This is a genomic window from Gracilibacillus kekensis (genome assembly GCF_900143085.1).
Classification (GTDB): Bacteria; Bacillota; Bacilli; order Bacillales; family Amphibacillaceae; genus Gracilibacillus; species Gracilibacillus kekensis.
The window spans coordinates 435,465-457,257 of record NZ_FRCZ01000003.1 but is presented as its reverse complement, the minus strand read 5'-3'; the positions used below and the strand labels follow the sequence as shown (position 1 = coordinate 457,257).

General features: G+C 34.2%; 27 protein-coding genes. 6 read left to right on the top strand and 21 right to left on the bottom strand.

Annotated features, from left to right (window positions below; all coding sequences use genetic code 11):
* Positions 1-167 precede the first annotated feature (167 nt).
* The 17 genes from folD to BUC25_RS10030 all read right to left on the bottom strand — a co-directional run bounded on the left by folD (position 168) and on the right by BUC25_RS10030 (position 13,223).
* Positions 168-1,025, bottom strand: a complete 858-nt coding sequence (gene folD / locus BUC25_RS10110) for a bifunctional methylenetetrahydrofolate dehydrogenase/methenyltetrahydrofolate cyclohydrolase FolD (protein WP_073201736.1) — start codon at positions 1,023-1,025, stop codon at positions 168-170.
* Between the two features lie 12 nt (positions 1,026-1,037).
* Complete coding sequence (gene nusB / locus BUC25_RS10105) at positions 1,038-1,418, bottom strand: transcription antitermination factor NusB (RefSeq protein WP_073201735.1); 381 nt, start codon at positions 1,416-1,418, stop codon at positions 1,038-1,040.
* A gap of 203 nt (positions 1,419-1,621) precedes the next feature.
* On the bottom strand, positions 1,622-2,020 hold the full coding sequence (locus BUC25_RS10100) for an Asp23/Gls24 family envelope stress response protein (protein WP_073201734.1): 399 nt from the start codon (positions 2,018-2,020) through the stop codon (positions 1,622-1,624).
* Positions 2,021-2,048: 28 nt separating this feature from the next.
* Entirely contained in the window at positions 2,049-3,404 is a 1,356-nt protein-coding gene (gene accC, locus BUC25_RS10095) for an acetyl-CoA carboxylase biotin carboxylase subunit (protein WP_073201733.1), read from the bottom strand.
* 12 nt (positions 3,405-3,416) lie between these two features.
* The gene (gene accB, locus BUC25_RS10090; protein ID WP_073201732.1) at positions 3,417-3,899 is read right to left on the bottom strand and encodes an acetyl-CoA carboxylase biotin carboxyl carrier protein; all 483 of its coding nucleotides are present in this window, start codon (positions 3,897-3,899) and stop codon (positions 3,417-3,419) included.
* 740 nt (positions 3,900-4,639) lie between these two features.
* A complete protein-coding gene (locus BUC25_RS10085) occupies positions 4,640-5,230 on the bottom strand; it encodes a SpoIIIAH-like family protein (RefSeq protein WP_073201731.1) in 591 nt (196 codons plus the stop codon).
* 17 nt (positions 5,231-5,247) lie between these two features.
* Complete coding sequence (gene spoIIIAG / locus BUC25_RS10080; protein ID WP_073201730.1) at positions 5,248-5,892, bottom strand: stage III sporulation protein AG; 645 nt, start codon at positions 5,890-5,892, stop codon at positions 5,248-5,250.
* Position 5,893: 1 nt separating this feature from the next.
* A complete protein-coding gene (gene spoIIIAF / locus BUC25_RS10075; RefSeq protein ID WP_073201729.1) occupies positions 5,894-6,505 on the bottom strand; it encodes a stage III sporulation protein AF in 612 nt (203 codons plus the stop codon).
* 12 nt (positions 6,506-6,517) lie between these two features.
* Positions 6,518-7,678, bottom strand: a complete 1,161-nt coding sequence (gene spoIIIAE, locus BUC25_RS10070) for a stage III sporulation protein AE (protein ID WP_073201728.1) — start codon at positions 7,676-7,678, stop codon at positions 6,518-6,520.
* Positions 7,679-7,693: 15 nt separating this feature from the next.
* Entirely contained in the window at positions 7,694-8,086 is a 393-nt protein-coding gene (gene spoIIIAD, locus BUC25_RS10065) for a stage III sporulation protein AD (RefSeq protein WP_058307479.1), read from the bottom strand.
* A gap of 5 nt (positions 8,087-8,091) precedes the next feature.
* A complete protein-coding gene (spoIIIAC, locus tag BUC25_RS10060; RefSeq protein WP_018934528.1) occupies positions 8,092-8,298 on the bottom strand; it encodes a stage III sporulation protein AC in 207 nt (68 codons plus the stop codon).
* A 14-nt stretch (positions 8,299-8,312) separates the two neighbouring features.
* Positions 8,313-8,825, bottom strand: coding sequence for a stage III sporulation protein SpoIIIAB (gene spoIIIAB, locus BUC25_RS10055; RefSeq protein ID WP_073201727.1), 513 nt, complete (start codon positions 8,823-8,825; stop codon positions 8,313-8,315).
* Entirely contained in the window at positions 8,822-9,745 is a 924-nt protein-coding gene (gene spoIIIAA, locus BUC25_RS10050; RefSeq protein ID WP_073201726.1) for a stage III sporulation protein AA, read from the bottom strand. Before spoIIIAA ends, spoIIIAB begins: the two co-directional genes overlap by 4 nt.
* A 677-nt stretch (positions 9,746-10,422) precedes the next feature.
* On the bottom strand, positions 10,423-10,980 hold the full coding sequence (gene efp / locus BUC25_RS10045; RefSeq protein WP_073201725.1) for an elongation factor P: 558 nt from the start codon (positions 10,978-10,980) through the stop codon (positions 10,423-10,425).
* Between the two features lie 135 nt (positions 10,981-11,115).
* Positions 11,116-12,186 carry a M24 family metallopeptidase gene (locus BUC25_RS10040; protein WP_073201724.1) on the bottom strand — a complete coding sequence of 357 codons (1,071 nt, stop codon included), beginning with the start codon at positions 12,184-12,186 and terminating at the stop codon, positions 11,116-11,118.
* A gap of 74 nt (positions 12,187-12,260) precedes the next feature.
* Entirely contained in the window at positions 12,261-12,686 is a 426-nt protein-coding gene (gene aroQ / locus BUC25_RS10035) for a type II 3-dehydroquinate dehydratase (protein ID WP_073201723.1), read from the bottom strand.
* Positions 12,687-12,737: 51 nt separating this feature from the next.
* Positions 12,738-13,223, bottom strand: a complete 486-nt coding sequence (locus tag BUC25_RS10030; RefSeq protein ID WP_073201722.1) for a YqhR family membrane protein — start codon at positions 13,221-13,223, stop codon at positions 12,738-12,740.
* Positions 13,224-13,440: 217 nt separating this feature from the next.
* Between BUC25_RS10030 and BUC25_RS10025 the strand changes: the two genes are divergently transcribed.
* Positions 13,441-13,830 (top strand): SA1362 family protein, encoded by a 390-nt coding sequence (locus tag BUC25_RS10025; protein WP_073201721.1) that lies wholly within the window; start codon positions 13,441-13,443, stop codon positions 13,828-13,830.
* Positions 13,831-13,847: 17 nt separating this feature from the next.
* On the opposite strand, the gene BUC25_RS10020 is transcribed toward BUC25_RS10025, so the two are convergent.
* Both BUC25_RS10020 and mntR read right to left on the bottom strand, forming a co-directional pair.
* Positions 13,848-14,738 carry a patatin-like phospholipase family protein gene (locus BUC25_RS10020; protein WP_073201720.1) on the bottom strand — a complete coding sequence of 297 codons (891 nt, stop codon included), beginning with the start codon at positions 14,736-14,738 and terminating at the stop codon, positions 13,848-13,850.
* 72 nt (positions 14,739-14,810) lie between these two features.
* Positions 14,811-15,224: a transcriptional regulator MntR gene (gene mntR, locus BUC25_RS10015; protein WP_073201719.1), complete on the bottom strand. Its 414-nt coding sequence runs from the start codon at positions 15,222-15,224 to the stop codon at positions 14,811-14,813.
* A 187-nt stretch (positions 15,225-15,411) separates the two neighbouring features.
* Here mntR and BUC25_RS10010 point away from each other — a divergent pair, with 187 nt between their 5' ends.
* The 3 genes from BUC25_RS10010 to BUC25_RS10000 all read left to right on the top strand — a co-directional run bounded on the left by BUC25_RS10010 (position 15,412) and on the right by BUC25_RS10000 (position 18,619).
* Positions 15,412-15,807: a rhodanese-like domain-containing protein gene (locus BUC25_RS10010; RefSeq protein WP_073201718.1), complete on the top strand. Its 396-nt coding sequence runs from the start codon at positions 15,412-15,414 to the stop codon at positions 15,805-15,807.
* A gap of 356 nt (positions 15,808-16,163) precedes the next feature.
* On the top strand, positions 16,164-17,816 hold the full coding sequence (locus tag BUC25_RS10005) for a DEAD/DEAH box helicase (RefSeq protein ID WP_073201717.1): 1,653 nt from the start codon (positions 16,164-16,166) through the stop codon (positions 17,814-17,816).
* Complete coding sequence (locus BUC25_RS10000; protein ID WP_073201716.1) at positions 17,813-18,619, top strand: YqhG family protein; 807 nt, start codon at positions 17,813-17,815, stop codon at positions 18,617-18,619. The genes BUC25_RS10005 and BUC25_RS10000 overlap by 4 nt, the downstream gene beginning before the upstream one ends.
* A gap of 212 nt (positions 18,620-18,831) precedes the next feature.
* On the opposite strand, the gene BUC25_RS09995 is transcribed toward BUC25_RS10000, so the two are convergent.
* On the bottom strand, positions 18,832-19,014 hold the full coding sequence (locus tag BUC25_RS09995) for a YqzE family protein (RefSeq protein ID WP_073201715.1): 183 nt from the start codon (positions 19,012-19,014) through the stop codon (positions 18,832-18,834).
* Positions 19,015-19,066: 52 nt separating this feature from the next.
* On the bottom strand, positions 19,067-19,564 hold the full coding sequence (locus BUC25_RS09990; RefSeq protein ID WP_073201714.1) for a shikimate kinase: 498 nt from the start codon (positions 19,562-19,564) through the stop codon (positions 19,067-19,069).
* A gap of 216 nt (positions 19,565-19,780) precedes the next feature.
* Between BUC25_RS09990 and comGA the strand changes: the two genes are divergently transcribed.
* On the top strand, positions 19,781-20,767 hold the full coding sequence (comGA, locus tag BUC25_RS09985; protein WP_073201713.1) for a competence type IV pilus ATPase ComGA: 987 nt from the start codon (positions 19,781-19,783) through the stop codon (positions 20,765-20,767).
* Positions 20,739-21,791: a type II secretion system F family protein gene (locus BUC25_RS09980; protein WP_073201712.1), complete on the top strand. Its 1,053-nt coding sequence runs from the start codon at positions 20,739-20,741 to the stop codon at positions 21,789-21,791. The genes comGA and BUC25_RS09980 overlap by 29 nt, the downstream gene beginning before the upstream one ends.
* The last annotated feature ends 2 nt before the right edge of the window (positions 21,792-21,793 follow it).

The following is a 21,793-nucleotide window of genomic DNA, read 5'->3' as shown; positions in this document are numbered from 1 at the left end:
ACCACTTTGCTATTAAATATACATCCAGTATTACGTAGTCTCTTCCTAATATGCATGAAAATCCAAACGCTCGAAGTCTATTCGATCGTTTGGATTTTAAAATTAGAAAATACTTCTGGCCCAAATTCTTTCAACCCTCATACTAAATCAGAAGATAGTAGCCATTTTTACAATAAGCCATTCTTTTTTTTGGCGGATTTAATGGTGTTATGCATTAGCATTGTAATTGTCATTGGACCTACACCTTTAGGTACTGGTGTAATATAACTTGCTTTTTCTTTAGCTGAATCAAAATCAACATCACCCGTTAAGGAGCCATCTTCAATGCGGTTGACACCAACATCAATCACTATCGCTCCGTCTTTAATGTGATCACCGTTTATAAAATGAGCTTTACCGACAGCAACGATTAAGATATCTGCTGATTCTATGTATTTTTCCATACTCTTTGTTCTTGAATGACAATATGTTACGGTCGCATTTTCCGATAATAATAATTGTCCGACAGGTTTTCCGACAATATTACTTCTTCCAATGATAACAGCATGTTTTCCTTCAAGTGAGATATTTTTCGACTTCATCATTTGGATAATTCCATAGGGTGTACAAGGAAAGAAGGTATCTTTTCCAGTCATCATTCGGCCTATGCTAATCGGATGAAAACCATCTACATCTTTCTCTGGAGAAATTGCTTCGATAACAATTTGCTCGTCTATATGGTCAGGTAACGGTAGTTGCACTAAAATTCCATGTACTGTATCTTTATTGTTTAATTCATCAATTAAAGCTAACAATTCTTCTTGGGTAGTAGTATCAGGTAATTCAATTAATTCTGAATCAACTCCAACATAATCAGATGCCTTTTGCTTTCCTTTTACATAGGATTTAGATGCTGGATCATCACCAATTAATACAACAGCTAATCCGGGAATGATACCCTTGTTGCGCAATTCCAGTGCTTCTTCTTTCATTTCAGCTCGCAAATTTTTTGCTAACTCGCTTCCGTAAATAACTTCTGCCGTCACAATATTTCCCCCTTATTGGATCATTTTAGATAATACACCATTAATAAATTTTCCAGACTTTTCATCACCAAATATATGAGCAATTTCAATTACTTCATTTATAACTACACTTTCTGGTGCATCTTTTAAATAAAACAATTCATAAGTTGCCATTCTAAGTAACGTCTTTTCGACAAACGCAAGTCTTTTTATTGACCAGTTCTCTAAGTGTTTGGTGATTTTTTCATCAATTTCTTGCTGGTTTTCTATAACCCCATTTACAATGCTTAACAAAAAGGAATCTCTTTCTTCACTGTCTAATGTGTTTTCTAAAGTTGTTTCAAGATCATATTCTTCTATATCTAATGAGAATAAAACTTGTAATGCTTTCTCACGCGCAGCTCTTCTTTTCATTGAGTTTTTCTACTCCTTATCACGGTCTTTTTCTTCATCTACAAATGATACCATGTTCTGTAAAGTATTGCTATCAAATCATATAATTCCGCGAAAAAAAATATAACATACAGACAGGATTAAATTTCTGTTTGAAATAAAATGGAAAAAGTCCTTACAGTTATATTACTGCAGGACTCTCTCACTACCATTCTGTTGAAAGCTTAATAATTTTCAGTTTTTTCTTCAGTAGGATGTTCCAGATGGACTCCAACTACATGCACATTAATTTCTTTTATGTGTATTGCTGTCATATTTTCGATTGCTTGTCTTACATTTAATTGAATTTTTTCTGCTATGTTAGGAACGGAATGTCCATAATCAACTACAATAAAGACATCAATGAGAACAGCATCATCACTTAATTCAACCTTTATACCTTTACCGTGTGCTTTCTTACCTAAGCGTTCTGCTACACCTGTAGCAAAATTGCCTCTCATACTAGAGACGCCGGGAATTTCAGTTGTTGCAATTCCTGCAATAACTTCTAATACTTCTGGGGCAATTTCTACTTTGCCTAATGGAGTAAATTCACCTACGTTCAGTAATTGGTTTTCAGCCATGATGAACCTCCTTCACTTAATAGTAATCTTACTCATTATCCATTATACTATACTTCTCTAAAAATCTTGTATTAAAATTTCCATCTACAAACACTGGATGGACCATCATCTTTCGATGGAATGGTATTGTTGTATGGACGCCTTCCACTACAAATTCATCTAATGCCCTCTTCATACGATCTACAGCTTCTTTTCTAGTTTTTCCATAAGTAATTAGTTTTGCAATCATGGAATCATAATATGGAGGTATTTGATAACCTGGATATGCAGCTGAATCAACTCTCACTCCAAGACCACCAGGTGGCAAATACATCTCAATTTTTCCTGCTGAAGGCATAAAGTCTTTTTCAGGATTTTCTGCATTAATACGACATTCCATTGCCCATCCTTCAAATGTTATATCTTCTTGCTGATAGTTTAATATTTCATCATTTGCAATATTGATTTGTTCTTTTATTAAATCGACACCTGTTACCATTTCTGTTACAGGATGTTCCACTTGAATACGCGTGTTCATTTCCATAAAATAAAACGTATTTTCTTTTTGATCAAATATAAATTCAATCGTTCCTGCCCCAGAATAATTAACGGCTTTTGCTGCTTTCACTGCAGCGTCTCCCATAGTTGCTCTCATCTTTGCGTCAATTGCTGGAGATGGTGTTTCTTCGATTAATTTTTGCAGCCTTCTTTGCACCGTACAATCACGTTCACCAAGGTGAATGGCATTACCATGGTTATCTGCTAAAATTTGTATTTCGACATGTCGAAAATCTTCAATAAATTTCTCTAAATAAACACCAGGATTACCAAAAGCTTTTTCTGCTTCGTTCTGTGTAACACGGATTCCTTTTACTAACTCTTCTTCGGTTCTGGCAACACGTATTCCTTTGCCACCACCACCTGCAGTAGCTTTAATGATAACAGGGAAACCAATTTCTTTGGCTACCTTTAGACCATCTTCTTCATCTTTAATAATACCATTTGAACCAGGTACTACTGGAACACCTGCTTCTTTCATTGTTTCTCTTGCGACGTCTTTCGTACCCATTTTTTGAATCGCATAGGCACTCGGTCCAACAAATGTAATATTGCATGCATCACATATCTCTGCAAAATCTGCATTTTCGGATAAAAAACCATACCCTGGATGAATCGCATCGGATTCCGTTAAGGTTGCTACGCTCATGATGTTTGTAAAATTCAAATAACTATCCGTACTTAATTTTGGTCCAATACAGTAAGCTTCATCTGCTAGTTGAACGTGTAATGCTTCACTATCTGCTTCTGAATAGACTGCTACCGTTTCGATACCCATCTCTTTAGCAGAGCGAATAATTCTAACAGCTATTTCTCCACGGTTAGCAATTAATAGCTTCTTAATCACAATGTCATCCCCTTATGCCTTCTTAATTCGGAATAATGGTTGTCCGTATTCTACTAATTCACCATTCTCCACTAATACCTCTGTTACGGTTCCTTTAACATCTGCTTCGATTTCGTTAAATAATTTCATAGCTTCTACTATACAGACAATGGAATCTTCTCCAACTTTATCTCCAACTTGAACATATATCGGTTTATCTGGAGATGGTGAACTATAAAAAGTCCCTACCATTGGGGATACTATTTCATGATCGTAATTCGCAGGTTCTTCTACTTCTGCTTTTTCTTCGTCTTTTAAGGGTTCTTGCTTTGGTGTTGCTTCCACTGTTGGTTGAGTGTTGTCTTGTTTAACTGGCTGTGGTGCAACAGTTGTGGGTGTGATACCCGAATTTTTCTTTAATTTAATTTTTGCTCCTCTTTCTTCATAAGAAAATTCATCAATGGATGATTGATCTAATTTTTCTATTAATTGATTGATTTCTTCTACTGTTAACATTTCTGCACCCCTTCATCTTTTGTTACATTTAATAACAGGTACTAATAACTCCTTCTAACATTTTACGCAATCCACAAAAAAACTGCAACCTTTCTTTACATCTATATAACAATTTCCTAAAAAACCACATATATTAAAAACACAGTAGACACAAACTGCGAAGTAAACTGTTGTAAATTTATTAGCCAAAGTAGTAATTTTGAAATGTTTTATTTCCTAGACATCCGCTCCGGCTGCCCACTTCCCTTTCCGTGGGGTTTTCCCTTCAGCTAACTTTTTCAAGCATAGACCGCTTGAAAAAGTGGATCTTCAGGAAAAACATTCCCACAGGAGTGAAAGTGGGCGGCCTATGCTATAAATATATTCTGCAACGGTTGCGACAGTTATCATTCTGAGCTATCTATATGAATTTAAATGAAATAATGAGTTAAATAGTCGAAATTTCAATACTCGCATTCATTGTAGAACTTCACCTAGCGCAGGCGTCCACTTCGACTCCTGGGGGATCAGCGCGATCTGAAGATCCACTTTGTAAAGTGATCTTCTTTACAAAGTTAGCTGAAGACGCGCCCCCTGTAAAGCGAAGTGGGCAAGCCGGAGCGAGTGTTACGCACATTTTTTCGTACAAAATTACCATGACAGTTACTTCGCAGTTTAGTTTAACTTTAATATATTGTAACATGTGATTTACTTTGAAAATCAAAAAATGCTGACAGTTGGATACTGCCAGCAGTGATATTTTAGCTTGATTGATATACGACCTCGATATCTATTTCTCCAAATTCGTCTTTTGCGGTTTGGATAATTTCATTGGCCTCTGTCACTGACAAAGAGTCTGTCTGAACTGTGACAACAACATTATTGTCAGAAACATTTCTCACTAATACTTCCTCATAACCATTCAATGATTTAATCGTATCTTCTAATATGGTTTCTTTCTTATTTAAATTCTCTATTTCTTTCATTGCTTCATAAGCTTCTGTTTTTTCATCTGAACTGCTTTCGCTCGATGCAAAAATCCCTTCTAACCTTTCTTTTTCCATACTTCTTTGATTAGTAATTTCCATCCGGACTGCAGCAAAATATTCGTCCGTATTAATAGATGAAGTATTAAGTTTATCTGCATTTTCCATTTCCTCGATATCCTCACTTTCCGTTGTCTCTTCTTGCTCAAGTGGATCAACAGTAGTAGACGAGGTAGTTTGTTCTTGTTGTTCATCAGAATCAAAATAAGCTAGATCTCCTTCTGACGGTGAATTCAAATAATACACACTTAGTACAATCATTAAGCTTAACATTGTTAATAACCAAACTGTTTGTTTTTTTAACATATTTTTCCCTCCTAGAACTATGTGTTTTTTGGCATTACTGAAATTCGGTGTGCCGGTACATCTAAAACTTTAGATACGGCATCCAATACCCATTTTTTCACTTCTAAATTATCCACTCCATTGGCAACAATTAGTACCCCTCTTACTTTAGGTTTTTTCGTTTGGATTAATAAAGGTACTTCTTGTTCTCCTTGACGAATAATGACAACCGTTTGCTCCCTTGTTTCATCATCAATTTTGCGAGTACCGCCATTTTGATCATTCTCGTTTGTTATTTGAGAACCAATTACAAGATTTTTTTGATATACTTGTTCATTGGTTGCATCTAAATTAACCATCACTTCTACTCCTGAAACACCTGTAATCTTTTCCAATAATTGGACTAGATCCTCCTCATAAGCTACCTCAAGATCGGCTATTTTTGAACTCGCATCTGAGCCTTCAGCTTGTTTCCATGTTTGTTCATCGGATTCATCTCGAGACGATTCAACCATAGTTGGAGGATTGGCTATTTGATTATCGGATTGATTTGTGTCGAATAAATTACTTACTAATAAAATGAAGACAGCGATTAAGATTAGTATTGCGATGTATTGAAGTTTTGTAGGCTTTTTATCCTTCACTTTCAAGCTTGACATAATTCTGCTCATCCATTCAGGCACCTTATTCCTCCTTCCATCCAATCTGAATTATATCCTCTTCTACGCCCCACTCTTCAGCTAAGAACATTTTGATTTCTGTTCCATCATTTGGAGCTTCTGACGATGGAAGAGTTGTCTCACCAATTTGAATATTAACTTTTTCCACTGACTGTTGTTGACTATCACTAGGAGCAAGCTGGACATCTACATGTTCTAATTCATTTTGTTCTGATGGTTGAGGACTAGTCCAAGTTGCCTCTAAATCTACAATTTGATAACTATAGGTTTCTTGTAATTCCTCCTCTACTAAATTTTGCATATGGACAACCATCTCTTCTAATACATATGCAGCTTGTATCTGATCTATTTCACTTTTCTGCTGATTCATTTGATTTTCTATATTTGCTTCTATCGTTGGATCAGTGTTCGTACGAATTATTTGGTCTACGATCTGATGAACATCTACTTTAAAAATAGATAGGATAGGTTGCAGAATAATTAAAATTAACAATAACCCAACAACTAATTTCACATATTGTTTTAAGGTGGAACTAGGCAAGATTAAATCAACGAGCATAGCTAAAATCATATAAATAATAATTTGTAGGATCCAATTAGATAAATACTCAATCATTCATCCCCCCCTCTACCTCACCATCATTGTAATGTTACTTGAGATTATTAAAATAACGATCGTAAAGAAAAACATAAATGTTACTAACAATAGTGCAGCAAATAAATAGAGAATGTGTCTTCCAATAATATCGAGACATTCGATCACTGGCCCATCTCCAATAGGTTGAAGTATAGCTGTTGCTACTTTATACATAAGTGAAATAGTGAAGATTTTAATAGCTGGAAACAATACAATACCGATTAAGATCACAACACCAATCATTCCAATACCATTCTTAATTAATATCGTTGCACTTAGTACTGTATCTGTCGCATCTGTAAAAATTCGTCCAATTACAGGAATAAAATTACCTGTTACAAATTTAGCGGTTTTCATTGCAATACCGTCTTGTATTGCACTCGCTGCTCCTTGCACTGAAATAACTCCTAAAAATACCGTTAATAAAATCCCCATCAGACTTATGGCAATATTTTTAATTAAATTTGCTAATTTAGTAGCTTTATATTCAGGACTTATCGTGCTTACAATTTGTAATATTGCTGATATTAAAAATAACGGTATAACTACTTTTGAAATGATAAAGACACTTACATGTATTAAGAAAATAATAATTGGATGGAAAAATGAAATCGTAACGAGATGGCCAAGTGACGCTAATAAACCTAGTATTAATGGCAATAAGGCGATCAAAAAACTCTTGGCCATGTCAACGGTATCCAATACATAACTACTAGCCAGTTGAAAACTTTTTAATGCGATGATAATTAACATCATGTAAACGATGGCATAAGCAACTTTACTTACGACTTGATTTTCAAAAGCATTCTGTATCGTTTGTAATAATAAACAAAATAATGTTAATAACATTAAAGTAGCTAATAACTTTCCATTCTCTACAATTTCATATAGGAAATAACGAAAAAAACCCTTCACCCACTGTTGAACAGATAATTCTCCATCACCTTTTATCATATCCCATAGGTTTTCTTTTGATAGCTCAGGTAATGCTTCCTGATACTCTGTACCAAGATAATCCCAATAGGCTTCTAATTCACTTCCTTTTATTATTTTTTGATAATCGTCTGTTGGATTTTCCACTTCAGCAAGCAATTCTGTAGGAATTAAAAATGCAAAAAGAAAAAATAAAAAAATTATTCTTATGACTTTCATTTAAACCCTTCCTTATTAGGAGATCGGGAAAATGTTAATAATTGTTTCAACAAGCGATTTGAATATTGGTATTGCTAATATTAAGATAAACACTTTCCCTATCATTTCGATTTTTAGAGCTATAGATTCAAGTCCTGCATCTTTGACAATATTGGCTCCTATTTCTGTAATATAGGATATTCCAATAATTTGGAGGATTGTTTTTATATAAACATCATTAATATTGGCTTTTTCCCCTAAATAGGTAATAAGTTGCAAAATCTCTTGAACATACTGGATAACAAATATAAAAAAGTATAATACGGTCAATACAACAATAAGGAAGGCAATACTAGGTTGCTTGTCCTTTAAAAGAAGAAAGAAAACCGTTGCAATAATTCCAATACTTATAACCTCAAATATTTCCATATAACCTATCCCTTGAGAAAAAAGACAGCTCTTATTTGTTGAAATAAATCAGAAATACTGTTGAGAACAAACAATAAGACAATAATAAAACCTACTAAACTTACAAATTGAGCATATTCTTCTTTTCCCATTTGTTTTAATATGGTATGAATCATCGCCACAATAATTCCGATTCCTGCAATTTGAAATAATACACTTGTGTCACCAATCATGCGATAACTCCTCTCTATAGCAAGAGTAGAACAATTAACATTCCAGTTAGAAATCCGATACTTCTTGACATTTTCCCGTAGCGATGATTCTTTTCTTCAGCTTCTGTCAGGTTTCTTTCTAAGTGTGTAATGGTTAGTCTTACATATTTTTGTTGTTGAAATATATCATGCTGACCAAGTGTTCTTCCAAACTGATGAAGAATTTCACGATCATCTATTTGAATGGAATGTTTTTGATAAAACGTTTCTACATGTTTTTCCCATATAGGAAATAATTCTTCTTTATTTTGTTTAATATCGAGTGCCATTTGTTTAAAAAGGCTGGAAATCGGTTCAGGAATCTGTTTTGAAACAGACAATAACGCCTCTTTAACAGTGGCATGACTATAAACAATTTCCGCCTCTAGTATCTGTAAAGCATTTTTGAATAGCCTGATTAACCGAGGGCGATAAGCTAAATTTTTAGCATACTCATGTCCTATCCAAGTTAATGCGATAATTAAAACTACTGATGCTATCCATTTCATTTGATTGTCACTCTTGATTGATAAAGAGGTTGTCCTGTTTCATCTACTATTTCAACTACTTCGCCGACTGAATTTTGATTAGACAATATCACAAATCGTTGAAATACTTTTTTGTTGACCAACTCTTTGATCGTAGGTCTTTGGCTGATTTCTGATAACGATCTGCCATGAATAGTACTCACAAGTTGTACTCCTGCATGAATGACCTCATCAATAGCTTCTACATCTTTTTGACTGCCAATTTCATCTACAATAATTAATTCTGGTGACATGGAACGAACAAACATCATCATACCTTCTGCTTTGGGACATCTATCTAACACATCAATGCGAGGTGCAAGTAAATGTTGCGGCACCCCATTTATAGAAGCGCAAATTTCCGAGCGTTCATCTACGATGGCAGTTTTATATCCCTTCTTTTTTGAAGTGCTACTTGCACAATAATTGGCTATGTCACGAAGTAAAGTTGTTTTTCCAGATTGTGGCGGACCGATGATTAAGGTGTTATGAATGGTATCTGTTATTAAAAAAGGTAAATAGGGTTGAATAATGCCAAAATAGGGTTTAGCAATTCTAATATTAAAAGAACTTATGTGATGTATGGCCTTTACTATTCTGTTCTCAACGATGACAGACCCAGAAATCCCAATCCGATGACCTCCAGCTATCGTAATAAAACCATTCCTTAACTCCTCTTCCAATCGATATAATGAAAAATCACTTATTTTGTTTAAAAATAACGTAGCATCGGATGCTGAAAAATAAGTATCATTTAACCAATATACGTGACTGCCATCGTTTATCTCAATTGCCTGATTGACCCGGAGTCTAATCTCTTGTATGGGTATCTGCTTCTGTTCAATATACTTTTTGATAGTCGAAGAAATATGATTAGGAAGTATTTTCAGGACTTGTTCCATGCTCTTTTCCTCTTTTCCTTGTTCTATTTCTATAAGTATTCTATGCGAGAAAAAACTAGATATAACCATCCAAAAAAGGAAACTCATCCTACTTAACTATGAAGCTTTTCAAACGAGGGAATAAAGAAGGGATAGCATATAAACAAATAGCTAGAACCAGCAGACACAACTGCGAACTAAATTGTTGTAAATTAATTAGCTGAAGTAGTAATCTTGAAACGATTTATTTACTAGACATCCGCTCCGACTGCCCACTTCCCTTTCCCTGGGTTTTTCCCACGGGAGTGAAAGTGAGCGGCCTCCGCTATAAATAGATTCTACAACGGTTGCGACAGTGATCATTCTGAGCTATCTATAAGAATATTGGGATAATGATTTAAAAGTCATTATTTCAATTCTCGCATTCATTGTAGAATTTGACCTAGCGCAGGCGTCCACTTCGACTCCTAGGGAATTAGTGCGATCTGAAGATCCACTTTGTAAAGTGATCTTCTTTACAAAGTTAGCTGAAGACGCACCCCCTGGAAAGCGAAGTGGGCAAGCCGTAGCGAGTGTTACGCACATATTTTTGTTCAAAATTATCACAACAGGTACTTCGCAGTTTAGTTTAACTGCCTGCGTTCTTAAAATGACAAAAAAAACTACTAAGAATAGTTCACTTAGTAGTTTTGAATATATTATGCGCGGGAAACGTATTTTCCGTCTGTTGTTGAGATAACAAGTACATCTCCTTCGTTCACGAAGAAAGGAACTTGTACTGTTAATCCAGTTTCTAAAGTAGCTGGTTTTGTACCACCACTGGCTGTATCACCCTTGATACCAGGCTCAGTCTCCGTAACGGTTAACTCAACATTATTAGGTAAGTCTACACCAATCGTTTCACCTTCATAAGTTAAAATATTTAATTCCATATTTTCTTTGATAAATTGTAATTCACGTTCAATCTGACTGCCTTGTAATTCTGTTTGATCAAAGGACTGGGTATCCATAAAAGTATGCGCATCTCCAGAAGCATACAAGTATTGCATTTTGCGATTTTCAATATGTGCTTTATTTACTTTCTCTCCACCACGAAATGTTTTTTCTTGAATATTACCATTACGTAAGTTACGAAGCTTCGAACGTACAAAAGCTGCACCCTTTCCGGGTTTTACATGCTGGAATTCTAATACTTGCCAAATCCCGCCATCCACTTCAATTGTTAGTCCTGTTTTAAAATCATTTACTGAAATCATCAAATTCCTCCCCTTAATTTCTGTTTTCGCCATTAATGTATAGGTCTATTTACTGGCAGTTATTTTTTCAACCAAGTAGAACACTCACTTAAACTAAGCGAGGATCAACAGATAATAACTTCATTGAGGCTCACTTTATGTTAGCGGTAAACATATTAAATCTTTAGGTGACTTAGTTAATCTCTCACTACCATCTTCGCGAATTAGCACATCATCTTCGATACGACAACCACCAACGTTAGGTACGTAAATACCTGGTTCAACTGTCACTACCATTCCAGACATTAGTGTTTCTGAAGAACGAAACGATAAAGCTGGCATCTCATGAACATCCAATCCTAACCCATGCCCTGTAGAATGTCCGAAATATTCCCCATATCCTTTCAGATCAATATGATCACGTGTTAAAGCATCCGCTTCTTTAGCTGTCATTCCAGCCTTTAACCCTTCAACACCTTTTATTTGGGCTTCTAAGACGGTTCGATAGATGGTTTTTAATTCATCAGATATCTCTCCGACGGCTACCGTTCTGGTAATATCTGAACTATAACCTTTATATAATGCGCCAAAGTCTAATGTCACTAATTCACCTGATTTTATTTCTTTTGATGAAGCGACACCATGGGGTAACGCTGAGCGATAACCTGATGCTACTATAATATCGAAGCTTGATGAGGTAGCTCCCTGTTTACGCATATAAAACTCTAGCTCATTGGCTACGTCTATTTCTTTAACACCTGGTTTTATGTACTGTAAAATATGCTCAAATGCATCATCGGCAATTTTACAAGCTTCCTTTAATATATTAAGCTCATCCTGATCTTTTATCAAGCGTAATTTTTCGATCAAGCCACTGGCTGGAATAAAATCCACACTGATAACATTTCGATATTTTTCATATAGAGCATAAGTTAGATCATTTTTTTCAAAACCAATGTTACTTAGAGCCAATGATTTTATAATATCGGCAACAGCTTGATGAATTGGCACTTTATGTTCCACAATTTCAAAACCTTTAACCTGTTCATTTGCTTGTTCCGTATAGCGGAAGTCAGTGATAAAATAGGAACTATCTGCTGTAATAATTGCTACTCCTGCTGTACCTGTAAAACCAGTTACATACCTTCTATTTACATCGCTAGTAATTAGCAAACCATCAAGACCTTCATCTTTTAGTGCTTTTCTTAAATTATCAACACGAGTCACTGAAAAACTCCTCTCAATTATTTATCTTATAATATGAAACCTCGCTCCAGGGTAAGAGTTGTAATAACTCATTCTCACTTGATAAAATACATCGCGGCCAATTGATATCCTTTTGAACCTAGTCCGACAATTTGACCTTCACAAACAGAAGCTAACATCGAAGTATGTCGAAAACTCTCACGTTTATGTACATTAGATATATGGACCTCTATTACTGGAACATCAACTGAACTAATCGCGTCTCGTATAGCTATACTTGTGTGTGTGTACGCACCTGGATTAAAAATGATACCTTGATAGCATTTATCTGCCTCATGGATCCAATCTATTAATTGTCCCTCGTGATTAGACTGTTTTGCGTCAACCTGATATTGATAAGGTTCAATCGTAGCTATTATTTTTTCTTTTATATCTTCAAGTGTCTCACTACCGTAGATATCTGGCTCTCTTTTACCAAGTCGATTCAGATTTGGACCGTTTAATAACAATAATTTCCCCATTCCACTCACTCCATCCGCATGCTTTCTTCATCATAATAACATAAAAGGTAATTACTTTTCATGTAAATGCTGAAGATATGCAAAAGAAATAGAGTAACTAATAAACACACTATACAATATAAATAAACAAATAGTTGTTACTATCGTATCGCTTTCCAATCGATAAAAGTCAGGGATATTTGGAAAAATGGGTTCCATAATCCAAAATAGAATAAACCAAAGTACTATTCCTGCCAATAACCCAGGAAGTACTCCGTCGTATTTTTTTAACAAAACGTAATATAAAAAGGCGATACCAATCGATAATAAACTAATGATGAGTATAGAAATAATTTGTCCTAGCCATTGATCTGACCAATCCGTTTGTATCCATGATCTTAGAATAAAACTTTTCGGTGTGATAGTTGTAAAGTTGAAATAACCACTGATAGCAGCTATCGCGCTCCATATTAATCCACCGAAAAATCCAATGCTTATTACTTTTGGAATTAGAGAAGTTTTCTGTTTCTGATTTTCTTGTTGATTAATACGTCTCACATTGATCACCTCAAACTATAGCGTATCCATAATTAATTTTTTTCATGCTAAATTTCATTCTTGACATAGTTTTTTTCACGATTTTATATAAAATAATATGTAAACTTCTCTTTTTTAAAAAATAATAGATGATAATTATGATATTCTTGTATAAAATCCAATAAATTAAGGGTATAACTATAATAAGATTATCATTCAATTAAAGGAGGATGCTTACATGAAACAGAACATCATGTCCCTTTTGGTTTACTTACTGATTGGTTTAGCGGTCATTGGTGTTATCACAGCTCTGTTCACCAATACAATTAGTTTCATCACATCGCTATTGATATCCGTTCTGATCGGTGCTGCAATTTTTGGTTTAATTTATTTTTTCGTTATAAGAAAGCGAACTCCTAACGATATACGAAAATATCGTAAAGCCGTTAAACAATCCAAACAAAAATATAAATATAACAAACTTAAAAAAGAGCAACCGAGACCGATCAAACAAAACATTACACACAAGAAAATTATTCGTCCGCTAAAGAACTCTCGTAAAGATGCCCCACAACTGCGTGTTATAGAAGGTAATAAACAAAAGAAAAAGAACAGAGCCTCGTTATAATTGCTCTGTTCTTTTTACTATGGCCATTTTGATAGGAATTTTAGAGTTCTTTTATAACCCAAATCAATCAATGCTTTTTTTTGTTCTATAGTAAGATTAAAATCTGTTGCACTTACTTGATCGATTGGGAAAAATAATATATCTTTTGCAACATTCTCTGCGATATATCTCGTATCATACGCTTTTCTCATCGTTCCAATTAAAGCGGACAACATATCGATCGCATTCGCAATTTTCGAATTATAATAATAATGTTTTGGATCTGTTAACTGCATTCCTAAAATCGGTCTTAATCGAATCAATTTCTCACGATCAAATAACCAAAGAGGAAAATTACTTAAAATCATGCCGTCTACAATATAACTTTTTTGTCTTGTTAAGGGATTTATAATTTTAGAAGGGCGAAAAAAATATGGAATTGAAATACTACTGCGGACTGCTTTCGCAACTCGAAAGTAATTTTTATCAATATGGTAGTATTTTTTTAAGTCATCTGGAAAGATGATAACACGATTAAATGTAAGATCTGCAGCGACAATTTTTAATTTCTCAGGAGGCAAATCAGAAAACTTGTAAATTCCTTTCATTTTTAATTTCTCTTGCAACCATGTTTCAAAATAATTACCACGGTATAATCCCATCGTTTGATATAAGGTTAACCATTTAACAAAAGGGAAAAAACTACTCCAGTATGATTGATCTAAAAAAGATTCAAGAGGTAGATCTAAAAAGATCTTTTTCATCTCCTTTGCGTTATAGCCCGCTGCAATAAAAGTAGCAAACAATGCGCCTGCGGATGTTCCTGCTACTCTCTCAAATTGTATATCGTTTTCTTCCAAAGCTTGTAATGCGCCTAAAAATGCAAATGCCTTTACTCCTCCACCAGAAAATACGCCATCAATTTTCATGACATCACCCTATCGTACTGGTATCATATTATGTATATACAATTAAATCAGTAGATAGAACTTGTCTTATTATTAATCCTTTTTGGATTGTAAGGCTTTTACTACTTCTATGTGTTCTGGATCTTCTAATAACTGCACTACATCTCCAATCCGATCTATTGAATTCCAACTTAAATGATGTTCAATTCCTTCTACATCTGTATAGATGTTCGATTCATCTACACCTATAAGGCGAAGAAACTTCTCTAATAATTCATGTCTATAAACAAGCCGTTCTCCAACTTTTTTACCTTTTGGTGTTAAAACCAGTCCTTGATATTTTTCATAATTAAGGTAATCATCTCGATCTAACTTCTGTACCATTTTTGTTACAGAAGACGGTTGAACCTGAAGGGCTTCTGCTATTGCAGAAACGCGAGCATATCCTTTAGTTTCCATTAAAATATATATCTGTTCTATGTAATCTTCCATAGTTGGTGTCGGCATAACAATCCTCCATTACTAAGTTTATTATGTAAATAAAAGCATACAATAGATTACGGAGTGAGACAAGACATGTCATATGAAAATTTGACAAATTGACACATTCGATAATTTTTACTTTATTTGATACTATTAAATGGTATAATCCTTTTTAGAGGATTGAATAGAAAAATCAATGGGGGAAAAAGAAATGACAGAAATATACATTTTAATTGGTATTTTAGTTGCCTTTATTTTATTTACTGTTTATCGTTACTTTAAACAGAAAAAAGTGTTAAATGCCTTAACAGAAAAAGAGTTTCGTGAAGGTTATCGAAAAGCACAATTAATTGATGTCAGAGAACCTAAAGAATTTGATGGAGGTCATATTTTAGGTGCAAGAAACATTCCATTATCTCAATTAAAGCAACGCTTAACAGAGTTAAGAAAAGATCAGCCAGTTTATCTTTATTGTCAAAGTGGCTCACGATCTATGAGAGCTGCTTTATTACTAAATAAACAAGGATATAAAGATCTAAATCATTTACAAGGCGGCTATAAAAAGTGGACAGGTAAGATCAAAAAATCAAAAAAGCTAGATTACTAAACCGAGTGAAATCACTCGGTTTTTTTAATGTTAAAAAACAATATATTATAGGCGAATAATTCGAAGTATGAGTAATAAAGATCGATAAAAGACGAATCGTATTTCCTGTTCCCCCCAAAAATATACTTGGTATTATATATATTTGATTTGGAGAAGAATAAAACATCTTGCTTTAATGGAACGGAACACTTGTGTGATCTCATCTCCGCCCTGCAGGCAACAAGGATGTCTGCACGACCTATACAGAAATAATATGCTCTTCTTATCCCCTATCTAACTTATTTTAATATTCACGTATAAGATTATTTGCCATGGCAACAATAAGAAAAAAATGGACAATGTGAGGGTGATTTGTGATGCGAGTTCCGGTAATAAAAGACGAATTATTTGTGAATAACTATAATGAAGCAACACAAAACCCAGCTCATTTAGCCGATTGGCAATTATTCAAGCAGTCCTATCAAATTGCAGAAACGATGAAAATAGCTAGTTTTAATAAATTAGTAGCACCAAAGTTTTTACCACACATGGAATTTTTACCCCATCAACTGGCATGTGCTGAGAATGTCATTCAAAAAATGAATGGGAGAGCTTTACTTGCAGATGAAGTAGGACTTGGGAAAACTATAGAAGCCGGACTAATTTTAAAAGAGTATCTATTAAGAGGGCTAGTCCAAAAAGTTCTTATTTTAGTTCCAGCTTCACTCGTGAATCAATGGGTTTTAGAATTAAATCAAAAATTTTTGATACCTGCTGCTTCGTCAGGCAAACGCGTGAGTTGGCAAGATGCAAATATATTGATAACCACACTTGATACTGCTAAGTTAGCAAAACACAGAGATACTATATTAGAACAAAATTATGATTTGGTTATCGTAGATGAGGCTCATAAATTAAAAAATCATAAAACAAAAAACTTTCAATTTGTACAGCAATTATCAAAAAAATACTGCTTACTTCTGACAGCAACTCCCGTTCAGAATAAATTGACAGACATCTTCAACTTAATCAGCCTATTGAAACCCGGTTATCTTGGTACTTATGAAGACTTTATAAACAACTATCGGGAACAAAAACGTAAAATCGACGAAGATCCTTACTTAAAGCAACTAATAAGTAAAGTAATGGTAAGAAATAGAAGGTCAGATACTGGTGTTCACTGGACGTCAAGAAAAATCAAAACTGTTTGGGTGTCCTTTTCTGAAGAAGAAATGAATGCCTATAGTAAAATTGAGCACTTCTTTAAACAAAAGACGGCACTCTCAACGATCACATACCTAAGAGAATTTTGCAGCTCGCGTGAAGCTTGCTACTTATCCATGAAAAAATGGCTTCAAGAAAATGAAGCGACTGAAGATCCGGATGCAATTGAAGTATTAGAAACAATCGAACAACTTCCTAACCATGCTAAAGCATTAAAACTAGTAGAAATTGTTAAACAATCAAAAGAGAAAATGATTGTATTCACTGAATACCGCGCCACTCAAATCTACCTGCAGTGGCTACTTCATCAAGAAAAAATACCAACCGTTATCTATCGTGGAGGGTTTAAGAAAGGGAAAAAAGATTGGATGAGACAGCTTTTTCAAAATCAAGCACAAGTTATGATAGCTACAGAAGCAGCAGGTGAAGGAATTAACCTGCAATTCTGTCATCACCTTGTCAATTATGACCTGCCGTGGAATCCGATGAGACTTGAACAAAGAATTGGACGTATCCATCGTTTTGGGCAGGAAAACGATGTTATAATTTATAACTTCGCTACCAAACAAACAATGGAAGAAAACGTTATGAACTTATTATATACAAAAATTCAATTGTTTGAGAATGTTATTGGTCAATTAGATCAGATACTGACAGACTTAAATGTTCAGGATTTAGAGAAAGAAGTGGAACAAATCTTCCTGGAATCTAAATCACTTGGAGAAACAAAAATAAAATTAGATAACCTTACTTCTGTAATTCAGTCGTATCAACACAATACTCCATCTAAGGAGCATATATTATGATCACAAATTTGCACAGCTTCCTGCATCAATACTTTACCGTTCACGATTGTAAAGTAATCACAGAAAATGACACAGAAATGACGATTCAATTAACAAGGGATTTAGATCAAGTATTAATGAACCGTCCTTTTTATTGGCATTACATGGATAAAATAGGTCGTCAAGGAGAACCATTGTCCCTAGAGTTAGATACAAACACTGAAAAAAAAGATAACAATAAAGAATGGATTCATTATGGCAGTCCAAGATTACAGCAAATATTCCAACATATAAAACAGCAAGCTCGTTACACGATGTTATACGAAGAAAAGGACAGTCTAAATAAATCGGCACTACTTCCTTGGTTGGTAACTAATTTAAAGGTTCAATATGCTGGCAGTCAAAAAAAAGAAGATATTTATTCAATAGGTTTACAGTTAATAAATGGATCGATCGTATCGAATATGATGAATCAGATTGAATCAATAGCACTGCAACGTGTAATGAGCGATTATAGTTACACGATTTCACCAATAATTAGACCGATTAGTGGATTTAATCGTATTTTTCAATTTGTTGAAGATCAATTGCTTGATCAAAATTGGCAATGGGCAATCGAATCAGAAAAATTGTTACAAGAAGAACTGAAGTTAGTGGAATATTTCTTTGACAAACAAGAAGACAATCAAGACATCCTCAATAAAGAAAAAGAACGATTACATGAAAGATTACAACCTAAAATAATAATAGAAATCATTAATGCAGGATTATTTTATTTAAAAGAAGAAACTACCCAATCCATCATTAATAAAGCGCGAACATGATCAACAAAAGACGGATTATGCGACATTACTCTGGTGGTAATTATGAAATGAATTGTGTGCGTACAAGCCGGAGCGGTTGCAAAGCACAAATAATATCTCATAATTACCACTACAATAGTGTCGCATGATACTGCTTTTATTCATGAAAGAATCCAAACAATATCGAATAAAATCGATATTGTTTGGATTCTGTTGAGACTCTTTTGCATAATTTAGTGTTTTCTTTTTTGAATTAGCAATCGAAATGCGAATGGTAATACACCGAACCATTTATTAGAAACCGTTACTTCTTCGTGTCCACGTTCTACTTTCGACTTTTTCCGTTCATCTTTCGGTGTATCCATATACTTGACAATTCTCTGGGTCATATATTTGACGTAATCATTGTTGGACAATAGACTCACACCTTTATTATTTTACTGCTATTTTTTCCAACAACGTTCTAATTTATGCATCTAATTTAGAAATTATTTGGTCTGCAATTTGCTCTACACTTTTTCCATCTGTTTTAATAATATATGTTGCAACCTCTTGATACTTAGGTAAACGTTGTTCTAGTAACTGCTGTTTATCTCTACTTTGATTATTCCATATTGGTCTTGATTGATCACCAATTAAACGTTGGCTTATTTCTTCCCAAGTAGTTTCTAAAAAGAATACATTTCTTTTATTTTGGAGCCATAGGCGGTTTTCTTCCCTTTCAATAATCCCGCCACCCGTAGCAACTATGGTATCTTCCTGTTCGGTTTGTTTTAAAACAGAACTTTCATATTCCCGAAATGTTTCTTCCCCTTTTTCAGCAAAAATTGTCGGAATCTCCATCTGATAATTCGCTTCAATCATTTGATCTGTGTCTTGTAATTTCAAATTTAATTTCTCTTGTAACCGGATCGCAATACTTGTCTTTCCGCTTCCCATAAAACCAATTAGATATATACTTTTCATTTTTTTAACGTCCTCCATCTTTTTTTATTTCTTTGAAGGAATAAACAGATTGATGTCGAATATATGTATTGTACCATGATTAGAAAAACTCGGCATGCACCTAGTCTTTTTAAAATATATCAGTTTTTCTTATCTTAAGTTCTTTCAATTCTTACTTCGTCGACCTACTCTTTTGCTAAAATTTTCTTTTTTTAAACATAGGAGGTGAACATTTAATTGAACAAAGCCGCAGCTATCTCCAACCATATCCTGCAGGCTGCTATACAAGATTATGCGTCAGATATCCACTTCATTCCTCTCGAGCGTAACATCCTTGTTTATTTCCGCTGTAACGGCAAGCGGACATTCCATACTTCTCTTTCGAAACAACAATATTCCATGATTGTTTCGTATTACAAATTCACCGGAAAGATGGATATTGGAGAAAATCGTATGCCACAACAAGGATCTATCCATTATCAATATAATAACCAAAACTATTCTCTTCGTCTTTCTACTTTACCTGCGAACCATTTAGAAAGTTTGGCCATTCGAATATTACCCCAACAACAGATACATTCCATAGAACAATTATTCCTGTTTCCCAATCAATTAAACACCATAAAAAAATGGTTACACTTAAAAACAGGCTTAATATTATTAACGGGGGCTACTGGTTCAGGCAAAACCACTACCTTATATGCAGTAATAAAAGCTTTTATGGAAAATAATCAATTACAAACAATCACTTTAGAGGATCCGATCGAAAAACCATTGGACAATGTTTTACAAGTACAAGTGAATGAAAAAGCAGGAATGACCTATGACGTTGGTTTAAAAGCTGCCTTAAGGCATGACCCTGATATTATTATGGTTGGAGAAATTCGTGATCAAGCGACAGCAAAATTTGCATTTCGCGCTTCAAATACAGGACACCTTGTGTTATCAACATTGCATGCAAATAATGCCAAAGGCACCATCCATCGTTTACTTGAAATGGGCATTAAAAAAATAGATATTGAACATAATTTAGTCGCTGTCGCCTCGCTTCAACTGCTTTCACTAAACATGATCAAATATAAAGATCAACGTGCTGCAATTTTAGAAATACTCGATACAAACGATATTCAACAAATTTTACAGAATAAAGCCTTTACAAATCTTTCATCTTTTCACTATTTAAGGAGAAAAGCTTATGCGTACGGTTATATTGTGGCTCCATAACCTATCTAAAGAAAAGTTATCTCTAACAGATCAATATCGTATTTTATATCGTTTTGAACAATTGTTAAAGAACGGCTATAACCTTAACGACGTATTAGAGATATTAAAATGGGAAAAACATCTAAGGCCATTGCTTCAGAAAATGGAAGAATTATTATATCGAGGTGAAACATTTGTTAACACATTGGAAAAAACACATTTTAATCAGGAAGTTATTGATTTTCTAAAAATAGCTGTTCATCATGGTAATCTTACTTACGGTTTACAACAGTGTTGCCAACTGCTTCAACAGCGTATTCAGTTTGCCTCAAAGTTAAAAAAATTATCTCGATATCCACTCTTTCTCTTCCTGTTTTTCTTTATTATTCTATACTTTATGAAAACTACGATCTTTCCTTCTTTCACACAATTACTTGGAACCAATCAGGATGTAACTAGTGTCTTCCATACAGCAGAATTTGTCATTAACATCGTCTTTTATGGAACGATCGGTAGTGTAATTGCTGGCTTGTTGTTAATTATTAGTACAGTCTTATTTAAAAATTTCTTATCTATAGAAGCTAAAATTAAACTGTTTCTCTGTATTCCTATTTATAACCGCTATAGTAAAATGCGCACCACATATCTGCTTACAACTCATTTAGCGAGTCTTTTTCAAAGTGGTTTAACGATGAAAGATAGCCTCCAAGTAATAAAGTCGGATCAACATCAAACCATTATCAATCATTATGGCATGCTTATAAGTGACCACCTAGCTCAAGGTTATAGCTATGCCACTATCTTGCCCCAATGCCAATTACTTGAAGATGAGTTAACCAAAATTATGATTAAAGATCGTAATCAAACCCAAATGCAGAAAGAATTAAAACTCTATTCTGACCATTTAATTCAACAAATTGAAATGTATTTAAAAAAATGGATAACTCTCTTACAACCAATTTTGTTATCAGTATTAGCTTTATTTGTTGTATTTGTTTACTTATCTTTAATGTTACCAATGTTCGACTATATCCAAACAATGTAAAA

Bases quoted from the DNA above. Each gene is read 5' to 3' on its own strand.
- BUC25_RS10020 (WP_073201720.1), bottom strand. From the start codon at position 14,738: ATGAAAATTGATGGCGTATTTTCTGGTGGAGGAGTAAAGGCATTTGCA.
- BUC25_RS10005 (WP_073201717.1), top strand. From the start codon at position 16,164: ATGCGAGTTCCGGTAATAAAAGACGAATTATTTGTGAATAACTATAAT.
- mntR (WP_073201719.1), bottom strand. From the start codon at position 15,224: ATGCCGACACCAACTATGGAAGATTACATAGAACAGATATATATTTTA.
- BUC25_RS10010 (WP_073201718.1), top strand. From the start codon at position 15,412: ATGACAGAAATATACATTTTAATTGGTATTTTAGTTGCCTTTATTTTA.
- aroQ (WP_073201723.1), bottom strand. From the start codon at position 12,686: ATGGGGAAATTATTGTTATTAAACGGTCCAAATCTGAATCGACTTGGT.
- BUC25_RS10025 (WP_073201721.1), top strand. From the start codon at position 13,441: ATGAAACAGAACATCATGTCCCTTTTGGTTTACTTACTGATTGGTTTA.
- spoIIIAA (WP_073201726.1), bottom strand. From the start codon at position 9,745: ATGGAACAAGTCCTGAAAATACTTCCTAATCATATTTCTTCGACTATC.
- spoIIIAB (WP_073201727.1), bottom strand. From the start codon at position 8,825: ATGAAATGGATAGCATCAGTAGTTTTAATTATCGCATTAACTTGGATA.
- spoIIIAD (WP_058307479.1), bottom strand. From the start codon at position 8,086: ATGGAAATATTTGAGGTTATAAGTATTGGAATTATTGCAACGGTTTTC.
- BUC25_RS10085 (WP_073201731.1), bottom strand. From the start codon at position 5,230: ATGTTAAAAAAACAAACAGTTTGGTTATTAACAATGTTAAGCTTAATG.
- BUC25_RS10000 (WP_073201716.1), top strand. From the start codon at position 17,813: ATGATCACAAATTTGCACAGCTTCCTGCATCAATACTTTACCGTTCAC.
- BUC25_RS10100 (WP_073201734.1), bottom strand. From the start codon at position 2,020: ATGGCTGAAAACCAATTACTGAACGTAGGTGAATTTACTCCATTAGGC.
- efp (WP_073201725.1), bottom strand. From the start codon at position 10,980: ATGATTTCAGTAAATGATTTTAAAACAGGACTAACAATTGAAGTGGAT.
- nusB (WP_073201735.1), bottom strand. From the start codon at position 1,418: ATGAAAAGAAGAGCTGCGCGTGAGAAAGCATTACAAGTTTTATTCTCA.
- BUC25_RS09980 (WP_073201712.1), top strand. From the start codon at position 20,739: ATGCGTACGGTTATATTGTGGCTCCATAACCTATCTAAAGAAAAGTTA.
- spoIIIAF (WP_073201729.1), bottom strand. From the start codon at position 6,505: ATGATTGAGTATTTATCTAATTGGATCCTACAAATTATTATTTATATG.
- BUC25_RS09990 (WP_073201714.1), bottom strand. From the start codon at position 19,564: ATGAAAAGTATATATCTAATTGGTTTTATGGGAAGCGGAAAGACAAGT.
- spoIIIAC (WP_018934528.1), bottom strand. From the start codon at position 8,298: ATGATTGGTGACACAAGTGTATTATTTCAAATTGCAGGAATCGGAATT.
- spoIIIAE (WP_073201728.1), bottom strand. From the start codon at position 7,678: ATGAAAGTCATAAGAATAATTTTTTTATTTTTTCTTTTTGCATTTTTA.
- accB (WP_073201732.1), bottom strand. From the start codon at position 3,899: ATGTTAACAGTAGAAGAAATCAATCAATTAATAGAAAAATTAGATCAA.